General features: G+C 72.1%; 11 protein-coding genes. All 11 read left to right on the top strand.

Annotated elements, in window-relative coordinates; genetic code table 11:
• Positions 1 to 9: 9 nt before the first annotated feature.
• The 11 genes from PSQ21_RS04095 to PSQ21_RS04045 all read left to right on the top strand — a co-directional run bounded on the left by PSQ21_RS04095 (position 10) and on the right by PSQ21_RS04045 (position 12,321).
• Positions 10 to 471, top strand: a complete 462-nt coding sequence (locus tag PSQ21_RS04095; protein ID WP_007457957.1) for a DUF948 domain-containing protein — start codon at positions 10 to 12, stop codon at positions 469 to 471.
• A 7-nt stretch (positions 472 to 478) separates the two neighbouring features.
• Positions 479 to 826, top strand: a complete 348-nt coding sequence (locus PSQ21_RS04090; RefSeq protein WP_274029024.1) for a DUF6167 family protein — start codon at positions 479 to 481, stop codon at positions 824 to 826.
• Complete coding sequence (gene alaS, locus PSQ21_RS04085; protein ID WP_274029023.1) at positions 826 to 3,495, top strand: alanine--tRNA ligase; 2,670 nt, start codon at positions 826 to 828, stop codon at positions 3,493 to 3,495. Before PSQ21_RS04090 ends, alaS begins: the two co-directional genes overlap by 1 nt.
• Before the next feature lie 8 nt (positions 3,496 to 3,503).
• The gene (gene ruvX, locus PSQ21_RS04080; RefSeq protein ID WP_179894397.1) at positions 3,504 to 3,977 is read left to right on the top strand and encodes a Holliday junction resolvase RuvX; all 474 of its coding nucleotides are present in this window, start codon (positions 3,504 to 3,506) and stop codon (positions 3,975 to 3,977) included.
• Positions 3,978 to 4,077: 100 nt separating this feature from the next.
• The gene (mltG, locus tag PSQ21_RS04075) at positions 4,078 to 5,856 is read left to right on the top strand and encodes an endolytic transglycosylase MltG (protein WP_274029022.1); all 1,779 of its coding nucleotides are present in this window, start codon (positions 4,078 to 4,080) and stop codon (positions 5,854 to 5,856) included.
• Complete coding sequence (locus PSQ21_RS04070) at positions 5,853 to 6,680, top strand: shikimate dehydrogenase (protein WP_274029021.1); 828 nt, start codon at positions 5,853 to 5,855, stop codon at positions 6,678 to 6,680. Before mltG ends, PSQ21_RS04070 begins: the two co-directional genes overlap by 4 nt.
• Positions 6,681 to 6,825: 145 nt before the next feature.
• Positions 6,826 to 8,010: a chorismate synthase gene (gene aroC, locus PSQ21_RS04065; RefSeq protein ID WP_274029020.1), complete on the top strand. Its 1,185-nt coding sequence runs from the start codon at positions 6,826 to 6,828 to the stop codon at positions 8,008 to 8,010.
• Entirely contained in the window at positions 8,007 to 9,644 is a 1,638-nt protein-coding gene (gene aroB / locus PSQ21_RS04060; protein ID WP_274029019.1) for a 3-dehydroquinate synthase, read from the top strand. The genes aroC and aroB overlap by 4 nt, the downstream gene beginning before the upstream one ends.
• The gene (gene aroQ / locus PSQ21_RS04055; protein ID WP_274029018.1) at positions 9,641 to 10,081 is read left to right on the top strand and encodes a type II 3-dehydroquinate dehydratase; all 441 of its coding nucleotides are present in this window, start codon (positions 9,641 to 9,643) and stop codon (positions 10,079 to 10,081) included. The genes aroB and aroQ overlap by 4 nt, the downstream gene beginning before the upstream one ends.
• A 150-nt stretch (positions 10,082 to 10,231) precedes the next feature.
• A complete protein-coding gene (locus PSQ21_RS04050; RefSeq protein ID WP_274029017.1) occupies positions 10,232 to 11,134 on the top strand; it encodes a Pro-rich N-terminal domain-containing protein in 903 nt (300 codons plus the stop codon).
• Positions 11,135 to 11,214: 80 nt separating this feature from the next.
• Positions 11,215 to 12,321: a M24 family metallopeptidase gene (locus PSQ21_RS04045; RefSeq protein ID WP_274029016.1), complete on the top strand. Its 1,107-nt coding sequence runs from the start codon at positions 11,215 to 11,217 to the stop codon at positions 12,319 to 12,321.
• The last annotated feature ends 30 nt before the right edge of the window (positions 12,322 to 12,351 follow it).

The raw sequence follows: 12,351 nt of genomic DNA, 5'->3' as shown, positions 1-12,351 counted from the left end.
GGTGGAGAGGTGGCCGGGATCCTCGTGGCCGTCTTCTGGGCGATCCTGGTCTCGTTCCTCGCCGTGGTGCTGGTGAGGCTCGCCCAGACGCTCAGGGCGACCACCAAGCTCGTGGCGGACGTGACCGACCAGGCCGTCCCGTTGCTGGCCGACGCCTCGGCGACGGTGCGCTCGGCGCAGACCCAGCTGGACAAGGTCGACGCCATCGCCAGCGACGTCCAGGAGGTCACCTCCAACGCCTCCGCGCTCTCCACGACCGTCGCCTCCACCTTCGGCGGCCCCCTCGTCAAGGTCGCCGCGTTCGGCTACGGCGTACGGCAGGCCCTCGGCCGCCGCACCGCCCCCGAGCCCGAACCGGAACCGGCGCGGGGTCGCGGCTCCGCCCGCCGCACGGTGATCGTCGGCCGGACCGTACCCTCGGCGCGCGGACGCAGGCGCGAACGCCGAAACGCCCGCGGACAGAAGGACTGATCGAGCGATGTTCCGCCGTACGTTCTGGTTCACCGCCGGCGCAGCAGCCGGTGTGTGGGCCACCACCAAGGTCAACCGCAAACTCAAGCGGCTGACCCCCGAAAGCCTCGCGGCGCAGGCCGCGGACAAGGCGATCGAGACCGGTCACAGACTCAAGGACTTCGCCCTCGACGTACGTGAGGGCATGGTCCGGCGCGAAGCCGAACTGGACGGCGCCCTGGGCCTTCAGGCGCCGGTCGACCCGGACCTTCCCGTGCGGCGGCACTTCGCCGTCGAAGCGGCCGAACCGCCCGCGAACACGCACACGTACCGCAAGCTCCCCTACAACCCGAACAACCGGAATGAGGACCACTGATGGAGTCGGCTGAAATTCGCCGCCGCTGGCTGAGCTTCTTCGAGGATCGCGGACACACCGCCGTGCCTTCGGCGTCGCTCATCGCGGACGACCCGACTCTGCTGCTGGTCCCCGCGGGCATGGTCCCCTTCAAGCCGTACTTCCTCGGCGAGGTCAAGCCGCCCGCCCCGCGCGTCACCAGCGTGCAGAAGTGCGTCCGTACGCCGGACATCGAAGAGGTCGGCAAGACCACCCGCCACGGCACCTTCTTCCAGATGTGCGGCAACTTCTCCTTCGGGGACTACTTCAAGGAAGGCGCCATCCAGCTCGCCTGGGAGGCGCTGACCAACTCCGTCGAGGACGGCGGTTACGGCCTCGACCCCGAGAAGCTCTGGATCACGGTCTACCTCGACGACGACGAGGCCGAGCAGATCTGGCGCGACAAGATCGGCGTTCCCGCCGAGCGCATCCAGCGCCTGGGCAAGAAGGACAACTTCTGGTCCATGGGCGTCCCCGGCCCCTGCGGCCCGTGCTCGGAGATCAACTACGACCGGGGCCCCGAGTTCGGCGTCGAGGGCGGCCCGGCCGTCAACGACGAGCGCTACGTGGAGATCTGGAACCTGGTCTTCATGCAGTACGAGCGCGGCGCCGGCGACGGCAAGGAGGACTTCCCGATCCTCGGGGACCTGCCGTCGAAGAACATCGACACCGGTCTCGGCCTCGAACGCCTCGCCATGATCCTCCAGGGCGTACAGAACATGTACGAGACCGACACCCTGCGCGTGGTCATGGACAAGGCCACCGAGCTGACCGGCGTCCGCTACGGCGCCGAGCAGGGAACGGACGTCTCGCTCCGCGTCGTCGCCGACCACATCCGTACGTCGGTGATGCTCATCGGCGACGGTGTCACCCCCGGCAACGAGGGCCGCGGCTACGTGCTGCGCCGCATCATGCGCCGCGCCATCCGCAACATGCGTCTCATGGGCGCCACCGGCCCCGTGGTGAAGGACCTGGTCGACGTCGTGGTCGACACGATGGGCCTGCAGTACCCGGAGCTGATCACCGACCGCAAGCGCATCGAGACGGTCGCGCTCGCCGAGGAAGCCGCCTTCCTCAAGGCCCTCAAGGGCGGTACCAACATCCTGGAGACCGCCGTCACCGAGACCAAGGCCGCAGGCGGCCAGGTCCTCGCCGGCGACAAGGCGTTCCTGCTCCACGACACCTGGGGCTTCCCGATCGACCTCACCCTGGAGATGGCCGCCGAGCAGGGCCTGTCCGTGGACGAGGACGGCTTCCGCCGCCTCATGCAGGAGCAGCGGGACAAGGCCAAGGCCGACGCCCGCGCCAAGAAGACCGGTCACGCCGACCTGTCCGCCTACCGCGAGGTCGCCGACACCTCCGGCGCCACCGAGTTCACCGGCTACACCTCCACCGCCGGCGAGTCCACCATCGTCGGTCTGCTGGTCGACGGCGTGCCCTCGCCCGCCGCCACCGAGGGCGACGAGGTCGAGGTCGTCCTCGACCGCACCCCCTTCTACGCCGAGGGCGGCGGCCAGCTCGCCGACACCGGCCGCATCCGGCTCGACACCGGCGCCGTGATCGAGGTCCGCGACGTCCAGAAGCCGGTCCCCGGCGTCCACGTGCACAAGGGCGTCGTCCAGGTCGGCGAGGTGACGGTCGGGGCCGCCGTCTTCGCCTCCATCGACAACACCCGCCGCCGCGCCATCGCCCGCGCCCACAGCGCCACGCACCTCACGCACCAGGCGCTGCGCGACGCGCTCGGCCCGACGGCCGCCCAGGCCGGCTCGGAGAACTCGCCCGGCCGCTTCCGCTTCGACTTCGGTTCGCCCGCCGCCGTCCCCGGCACGGTCCTCACCGACGTCGAGCAGCGGATCAACGAGGTCCTCTCGCGGGAACTCGACGTCCAGGCCGAGGTCATGTCCATCGACGACGCCAAGAAGCAGGGCGCCATCGCCGAGTTCGGCGAGAAGTACGGCGAGCGGGTCCGCGTCGTCACCATCGGCGACTTCTCCAAGGAGCTGTGCGGCGGCACGCACGTCCACAACACCGCCCAGCTGGGTCTGGTGAAGCTGCTCGGCGAGTCCTCCATCGGCTCCGGCGTGCGCCGTATCGAGGCCCTCGTCGGCGTGGACGCGTACAACTTCCTCGCCCGGGAGCACACGGTCGTCGCCCAGCTCCAGGAGCTGGTCAAGGGCCGCCCCGAGGAGCTTCCGGAGAAGATCGCCGGCATGCTCGGCAAGCTCAAGGACGCCGAGAAGGAGATCGAGAGGTTCCGCGCGGAGAAGGTCCTCGCGGCCGCCGCCGGACTCGTCGAGTCCGCCAAGGACGTCCGCGGCACCGCCCTGGTCACCGGCCAGGTCCCCGACGGCACCTCCGCCGACGACCTGCGCAAGCTGGTCCTGGACGTGCGCGGGCGCATCCAGGGCGGCCGGCCGGCCGTCGTGGCCCTGTTCACCACCGCCAACGGCCGCCCGCTCACCGTCATCGCCACCAACGAGGCCGCCCGCGAGCGCGGTCTCAAGGCCGGTGACCTGGTGCGCACCGCCGCCAAGACCCTCGGTGGCGGTGGCGGCGGCAAGCCGGACGTCGCCCAGGGCGGCGGCACGAACCCGGCCGCCATCGGCGACGCCGTGGCCGCCGTCGAACGCCTCGTCACCGAGACGGCGTGACGAGCGGGATGACGCCGATGCGCCGGGGCCGGCGGCTCGCCGTCGACGTCGGGGACGCCCGGATCGGGGTCGCCTCGTGCGACCCCGACGGGATCCTGGCCACGCCGGTGGAGACCGTGCCGGGACGCGATGTCCCGGCCGCCCACCGGCGGCTGCGTCAACTCGTCGAGGAGTACGAGCCGATCGAGGTCGTCCTCGGCCTGCCGCGTTCGCTCGGCGGGGGCGAGGGCCCGGCGGCCGTCAAGGTCCGGGAGTTCGCCCAGGTGTTCGCCCGCTCGATCGCACCCGTTCCGGTGCGGCTGGTGGACGAGAGGATGACCACAGTGACGGCCGCTCAGGGGATGCGCGCCTCGGGCGTGAAGTCCAAGAAGGGCCGGTCTGTCATCGACCAGGCTGCCGCTGTGGTGATCCTTCAGAACGCTCTGGAGTCCGAACGGGCGTCAGGCAATCCCCCGGGTGAGGGCGTCGAAGTGGTGGTCTGATCGCGATACGGTAACGTTCCGCGCGATGCGGCGGTGTTCGAACAAACACCGCACAGCGAAGCGAAGAGACGGAACGTCGTCTCGCGGCTCTAGGGGATCGATGACTGAGTATGGCCGGGGCCCCGGCTCCGAACCGTGGCATCCCGAGGACCCCTTGTACGGGGACCAGGGATGGGGCGGCCAGCAGGCCGCCCACGGCCAGGGCCAGTACGGCGACCAGCAGCAGTCCTTTCCGCAGGACCCGTACGCCCAGCAGCAGCAGTCCTATGCGCAGGACCCGTACGCCCAGCACCACCAGCAGTACCCGCAGCAGCAGTACGACCAGCAGAACCAGCAGCCGTACGACCAGCAGAACCAGCAGCAGCAGTACGGCACGCCCCAGCAGGACCCGTACGCCCAGCAGTCGGGAGCCCAGCCGCAGTACAACGGCGGCTGGGACACCGGGCAGCAGGCCGCCATGCCGTACGGGGCCGAACCCCAGGACCCGTACGCCCAGCAGCCCGGCGGCTACGACGCGTCGCAGGACTACTACGGCACCTCCGAGGCCTACCCTCCGCCGCAGCCCCCGGGCCGCCGCGACGCCGCGGCGGACCAGCAGCAGCAACAGCAGCAACAGCAGCAGCAGTCGACGGAGTGGGACGCGGACGAGCCGCAGGAGGAGACGCACCCCTTCTTCACCGGCGCGGACGAACCGGCCGGCCGCGAGCCGCGCGACGACGACGATGATCCGGACGACGAGGGTTCGCGCGCCTCGCGCCGCGACCGCGGCGGCAGCGACCGCCGGGGTGGCAAGGGCAAGAAGAAGAGCCGCAGCGGCGTTGCCTGCCTGGTGGTCTCCGTCGTGCTGGTGGGTGGCGTCGGGGGAGTCGGTTACGTCGGCTACACCTTCTGGCAGAACAAGTTCGGCGCTCCGGCCGACTACGCGGGGTCGGGCACCGGCCAGGTCGAGGTCGAGATCCCCGAGGGGGCGCTCGGCTCGGACATCGCCGAGATCCTGCGCAAGAAGGGCGTCATCAAATCCTCCCGCGCCTTCGCCACGGCGCAGAACGAGAACCCCAAGGGCAAGTTGCTCCAGGCCGGGGTCTACCTCCTGAAGAAGGAGATGTCGGCGGCCAGCGCGGTCGAGCTGATGCTCGACCCCAAGAGCCAGAACGCTTTCGTGATCCCCGAGGGGACCCGTAACTCGAAGATCTACGAGATGATCGACAAGCGGCTCCAGCTCAAGGAAGGCACCACGGCCGACATCGCCAAGACCAAGGCGGAAAGCCTCGGCCTGCCCGACTGGGCCGAGGACAACCCGGATGTGAAGGACCCGCTGGAGGGTTTCCTCTACCCGGCGGCCTATCCGGTCTCCAAGGGATCGAAGCCCGAGGACGCGTTGAAGCGGATGGTCACGCGGGCGAACAAGGAGTACGACAAGCTCGACCTGAAGGCCAGTGCGAAGAAGCTCGGCCTCAAGAATCCTTGGGAGCTCATCACCGTCGCGAGCCTCGTGCAGGTGGAGGGCAAGTACAAGCACGACTTCGACAAGGTCGCACGCGTCGTCTACAACCGGCTCAAGCCGGGCAACACGCAAACGGTCGGCCGGCTGGAATTCGACTCGACGGTCAACTACCTCAACGGCAAGAGCACCCTCGACATCGGTTCGGTCGACAAGGTGCGGGAGATCGTCGACCCGTACAACACCTACAGGATCATCGGCCTGCCTCCCGGTCCGATCAGCAATCCGGGCGCGGAGTCACTGCATTCGGCGATGAACCCCACGCCGGGTCCCTGGTACTACTTCGTCTCGATCAACGAGGACAAGACCGTCTTCGCCGAGACCAACGACGAGCACGAGAAGAACCGGCGGAAGTACCAAGAGGAGTCGGGCCAGTGAGTGAGCCTCGCCGGGCCGCCGTCCTCGGCTCGCCCATCGCCCACTCCCTCTCCCCGGTCCTGCACCGCGCCGCGTACGCCGAGCTCGGCCTCGACGACTGGTCCTACGACCGGTTCGAGGTCGACGAGGCGGCGCTGCCCGGGTTCGTCGAGGGGCTGGACCCGTCCTGGGCGGGGCTGTCGCTGACCATGCCGCTCAAGCGGGCGATCATCCCGCTGCTCGACGAGATCAGCGCGATGGCGGCATCCGTGGAGGCCGTCAACACGGTCGTGTTCACCGAGGACGGGCGGCGGGTCGGCGACAACACCGACATCCCCGGCATGATCGCCGCCCTCCGGGAGCGCGGGATCGACAAGGTCGACTCCGCCGCCGTCCTCGGCGCCGGAGCCACCGCCTCCTCCGCGCTCGCCGCGCTCGCCGCCGTCTGCGCCGGACCGGTCACGGCGTATGTGCGGGGCCCCGAGCGCGCGGCCGAGATGCGCGCCTGGGGGGAGCGGCTCGCCGTCGACGTCGTGATCGCCGACTGGGCGGACGCGACGGCGGCACTGACCGCACCGCTCGTCATCGCCACCACCCCGGCCGGTGCCACCGACGCCCTGGCCGGAGCCGTGCCGCCGGCCCCGGGCATCCTCTTCGACGTGCTGTACGAGCCGTGGCCCACCGCGCTCGCCGCCGCCTGGTCGGCGCGGGGCGGGGCCGTCGTCGGCGGGCTCGACCTCCTCGTGCACCAGGCCCTGCTCCAGGTCGAGCAGATGACCGGCCGGATCCCGGCACCGCTGGCCGCCATGCGGCGGGCCGGGGAAGCCGCGCTCGCGGCCCGCTGACGGGCCCGCCGGCCGGCGCCGCCCGTCCGTCTGCTGGACCGGCGGCCGGACCGTGCCCCCGGTCGTGGGAGGATCAAAGGCGGCGGGCCAGGGCCGCGCACCCGGTGGCGCCGTTGGATTTCAGGCGCGAGCATGAGGAGCACCGTTGAGCAGGTTGCGCTGGCTGACCGCGGGGGAGTCGCACGGCCCCGCACTGGTGGCGACGCTGGAGGGCCTTCCCGCCGGCGTCCCGGTCACCACGGAGATGGTGGCGGAGGCGCTGGCCCGGCGACGGCTCGGTTACGGCCGCGGCGCGCGGATGAAGTTCGAGAAGGACGAGGTCACCTTCCTCGGCGGCGTACGCCACGGCCTCACCATGGGCTCCCCGGTCGCCGTCATGGTCGGCAACACCGAGTGGCCCAAGTGGGAGCAGGTCATGTCGGCCGACCCGGTCGACCCCGAGGAGCTGGCGACGCTCGCCCGCAACGCCCCGCTGACCCGCCCCCGGCCCGGCCACGCCGACCTCGCTGGGATGCAGAAGTACGGCTTCGACGAGGCCCGGCCGGTCCTGGAGCGCGCCAGCGCCCGGGAGACCGCCGCGCGCGTCGCCCTCGGGGCCGTCGCCCGCTCCTACCTCAAGGAGACCGCGGGCATCGAGATCGTCAGCCATGTCGTCGAGCTGGCCGCGGCGAAGGCGCCGTACGGGGTCGTCCCCGTCCCCGCCGACGTGGAGAAGCTGGACGCGGACCCGGTCCGCTGCCTGGACGCCGACGCGTCCAAGGCGATGGTGGCCGAGATCGACCAGGCCCACAAGGACGGCGACACCCTCGGCGGGGTCGTCGAGGTGCTGGCGTACGGCGTGCCCGTCGGGCTCGGCTCGCACGTGCACTGGGACCGGCGCCTGGACGCCCGGCTCGCCGCCGCGCTCATGGGCATCCAGGCCATCAAGGGCGTCGAGGTCGGCGACGGCTTCGAGCTGGCCCGGGTCCCCGGCTCGAAGGCGCACGACGAGATCGTCGCCACCGAGGACGGCATCAGGCGCACCTCCGGGCGGTCCGGCGGCACCGAGGGCGGGCTCACCACCGGCGAACTGCTGCGCGTGCGCGCCGCGATGAAGCCCATCGCGACCGTGCCGCGCGCCCTGGCCACCGTGGACGTCGTCACCGGCGAGGCCACCAAGGCCCACCACCAGCGCTCCGACGTCTGCGCCGTCCCGGCAGCGGGCATCGTCGCGGAGGCCATGGTCGCCCTCGTCCTGGCCGACGCGGTCGCGGAGAAGTTCGGCGGCGACAGCGTCCCCGAGACCCACCGCAACGTCCAGGCGTACCTCGACCACCTCCAGATCCGATGAGCGGCCCCCTGGTCGTCCTCGTCGGCCCGATGGGCGTCGGCAAGTCCACCGTCGGCGAACTGCTCGCCGCCCGGCTCGGCACCACCTACCGGGACACCGACGCGGACGTCGTCGCCGAGGCGGGCAAGCCGATCGCGGAGATCTTCTACGACGAGGGCGAGGAGCACTTCCGCGCCCTGGAGCGCCGGGCCGTCGAGGCGGCCGTCGCCGGGCACACGGGCGTCCTCTCCCTCGGCGGCGGGGCCGTCCTGGACGCGGCGACCAGGAAGCTGCTGGCCGGCCGGCCGGTCGTCTACCTCTCCATGGACGTGGACGAGGCCGTCCGCCGCGTCGGGCTCGGCGCCGCCCGCCCGCTGCTCGCGGTCAACCCGCGCCGGCAGTGGCGCGAGCTGATGGACGCCCGCCGTCACCTCTACGAAGAGGTCGCCCGCACCGTCGTCGCCACCGACGAGAACACCCCCGAAGAGGTCGCCCAGGCGATCATCGACGCACTGGAACTGCCGGAGGGCCCAGCCGCCCCCGGCGTGGAGAACACCGGCATGACGCAGCAGGGACCCACCCGCATCCAGGTCGCAGGCTCCGCGGGCTCCGACCCGTACGAGGTCCTCGTCGGCCACCAGCTCCTGGGCGAGCTGCCCCAGCTGATCGGTGACCGCGCCCGGCGCGTCGCCGTCCTGCACCCCGAGGCGCTCGCCGAGACCGGTGAGGCGGTCCGCCAGGACCTCGCCGACCAGGGGTACGAGGCCATCGCCGTCCAGCTGCCGAACGCGGAGGAGTCCAAGACCGTCGAGGTCGCCGCCTACTGCTGGAAGGCGCTCGGTCAGACCGGCTTCACCCGCACCGACGTCATCGTCGGCATCGGGGGCGGCGCCACCACGGACGTCGCCGGGTTCGTCGCGGCCACCTGGCTGCGCGGAGTGCGCTGGATCGCGATCCCGACCACCGTCCTCGGCATGGTGGACGCGGCTGTCGGCGGCAAGACCGGCATCAACACCGCGGAGGGCAAGAACCTCGTCGGCGCCTTCCACCCGCCCGCCGGGGTCCTCTGCGACCTCGCCGCCCTGGAGTCGCTGCCGGTCAACGACTACGTCTCCGGCATGGCCGAGATCATCAAGGCCGGGTTCATCGCCGACCCGGTCATCCTCGACCTGGTCGAGGCCGACCCCGAGGGCGCGCGCACCCCGGCCGGTCCGCACACCGCCGAGCTGATCGAGCGGTCCATCCGGGTCAAGGCCGAGGTCGTCTCCAGCGACCTCAAGGAGTCCGGACTCCGCGAGATCCTCAACTACGGTCACACCCTGGCCCACGCCATCGAGAAGAACGAGCGCTACAAGTGGCGCCACGGCGCTGCCGTCTCCATCGGCATGGTCTTCGCCGCCGAGCTGGGCCGGCTCGCCGGACGCCTCGACGACGCCACCGCCGACCGGCACCGCACCATCCTGGAGTCGGTGGGTCTGCCGCTCACCTACCGCGGCGACCAGTGGCCCAAGCTGCTGGAGAACATGAAGGTCGACAAGAAGTCCCGCGGCGACCTGCTGCGCTTCATCGTCCTGGACGGCATCGGCAAGCCCACCGTCCTGGAGGGCCCCGACCCGGCCGTGCTGCTCGCCGCCTACGGGGAGGTCTCCGCGTGACCCGCAGGGTCCTCGTCCTCAACGGCCCCAACCTCGGCCGGCTCGGCTCGCGCGAGCCCGACGTCTACGGGGCCACCTCCTACGCCGGACTCGTCGAGACCTGTACCGGGCTCGGCAAGGAGCTCGGCTTCGACGTCGAGGTGCGCGAGACCAACGACGAGGGCGAGCTGATCCGCTGGCTCCACGAGGCGGCGGACGGATCAATTCCGGTCGTTCTCAACCCGGGTGCCTTCACGCACTACTCGTACGGCATGCGGGACGCGGCCGCCCAGCGCACCGCCCCGCTGATCGAGGTGCACATCTCCAACCCGTACACCCGCGAGGAGTTCCGGCACACCTCCGTGGTCGCCGCGGTGGCCACGGGCACGGTGGCCGGGTTCGGCATCGGCTCCTACCGGCTCGCCCTGCGCGCCCTGGCCGACGAGCTGACGGACTGACGGAGCGACACCTCCGCGATTCCCGGCCGGCCTCCGCGCGGCCGACGGGCACGTCGCGCCCTCCCGGACCGTTCACCCCGAGACGGCCCGGGAGGGTACGGTGGCCGTCCCATCAGCGTCAGTTGCAGTTACGAGACGGAGTGGCACCGGATGCAGCACGCAGTGGGGGCCCCGCTGCCGCCGCCCCACGGACCCGGCATCGGGCACGTCGGCCGGCCGTACCAGGCCCAGCACGCCGGCCACCCCGGCCCGCCCCCGATATCCCCGCCGCCCGGCCAGGCCCCGCCTCCGCCGCCCCCTGCTCCCGGCCAGGCCCCGCCTCCGCAGGCCCAGGGCCGGCCCCAGCAGCCTCCCGCCCCCGGCCGGACACCGGGGCCCGGCTGGAGCGGCACCGGGCCCACGCCGCCGCCCGCCGGGCAGGTCACCGGGCACGTCCAGCTGCCCCCGGGCGGTCCCGTTCCGCTGCCCGCACCGCCCGCCGGGGCCGGCACCGGCGGCGCGACGCTCGCCGTCCTGCTCATCGGCCCGGCCGGGGCGGGCAAGACCACCGTCGCCAAGCTCTGGGCGGCCCGCCGCCGGGTGCCCACCGCTCATGTCTCCCTCGACGACGTCCGTGAATGGGTCCGCTCCGGCTTCGCCGATCCGCAGGCGGGCTGGAACGACCACTCCGAGGCCCAGTACCGCCTGGCCCGCCGCACCTGCGGCTTCGCCGCCCGCAACTTCCTCGCCAACGGCATCTCCTGCATCCTCGACGACGCCGTCTTCCCCGACCGTCCGGTCGTCGGCCTCGGCGGCTGGAAGCGTCACGTGGGCCCCGGCCTGCTGCCCGTGGTCCTGCTGCCCGGCCTGGAGATCGTCCTGGAGCGCAACGCGGAGCGCAGCGGCAACCGCAGGCTCTCCGACGAGGAGGTCGCCCGCATCCACGGCCGGATGGCCGGCTGGTACGGCTCCGGCCTCCCGATCATCGACAACTCCACGTACGACGTCGAGACCACCGCCCGCGTCCTGGACGACGTACTGGCCCGCTCCATCGCGAGCCCGCCGGCCTGGTAGCCACCGCTCCCACAGTGCCGCGGTCCCCGGTCGGGTGCGCTGGCCGGGCGGGCCGCCGCCCCCGCTCGTACGCTCGAACCATGTCAGAGGTGCACGCCGTCCGACGCGGGCTGCTCCGCGACCGGTGCGCCGCCGCGGGCTCCGCGGCCGCGCTGGTCTCCCGGCCCGCCAACGTCCGCTATCTCGCGGGCGGAGCGCCGCCGGGCGCCGTGCTGCTGCTCGGCCCCGGCGAGGACGTTCTGCTCTGCCCCCGCGTCCCGAGCGGCGAACCCGCCCACGGGCGGCCCGACGAGGCGCTCCGGATCGATCTCCTGCCCGTCCCGGACGAGGACCCGGTGGTCGCCGCCGCGGGCCTCGCCGCCTCGGCCGGCGCGGACTCGCTCGCCGTCGAGGAGCACGATCTGAGCGTGGCCCGGCACCGCGCCATGGGGAAGGCCGCCCCGCGCCTGATCCTGGCCGATCTGGGCTTCACGGTGGAGCAGCAGCGGATCGTCAAGGACGAGGAGGAGATCGGCTGCCTCCGGATCGCCGCCGAGATCACCGACCAGGCCCTCGGCGAACTCCTGGAATCGATCCTGGTCGGCCGCACCGAGCGGCACCTCGCCCTGGAGCTGGAGCGCCGCCTGGTCGACCACGGGGCCGACGGCCCCGCCTTCGCCACCTCCGTGGCCACCGGCCCCAACTCCGGTCAGGGGAGGCACCGGCCCTCGGACCGCAGGGTGGAGGAGGGGGATTTCCTCTCCGTGCGCCTCGGGGCGAGCTACCGCGGCTACCGCTGCGAGATCGGCCGGACCTTCGTCATCGGCACCGCCCCCGCCGCGTGGCAGATCGAGCTCTACGACCTCGTTTTCGCCGCTCAGCGGGCCAGCCGGGAAACCCTGGCGCCGGGGGCCGCCTATCGGGACGTGGACCGCGCGGCCCGGCATCCGCTGGAGTCGGCGGGGCACCGAGAGGGTCTTCAGCCGAGGACCGGGCACGGTGTGGGGCTCGAAATCGAGGAGGACCCGCAACTGGCACCTACAGCCATGGGTAAACTGGACGCTTGTGTGCCGGTCACCGTCGGACCGGGGGTCCACCTCCCGGGCCGGGGCGGTGTCCGGATCGATGACACGCTCGTCGTGCGCCCCGAGGCGGACGGCGGACCCGAGCTACTCACCATGACGACCAAGGAGCTGCTCGCGCTCTAGCGCGGATCCGCGGTCGTTCCACCAGCTTCA

It is taken from the genome of Streptomyces sp. MMBL 11-1 (assembly GCF_028622875.1).
Taxonomy (GTDB): Bacteria; Actinomycetota; Actinomycetes; order Streptomycetales; family Streptomycetaceae; genus Streptomyces.
Note: the sequence above shows the minus strand (reverse complement) of the source record. Positions and strands in the feature narration are given on the sequence as shown.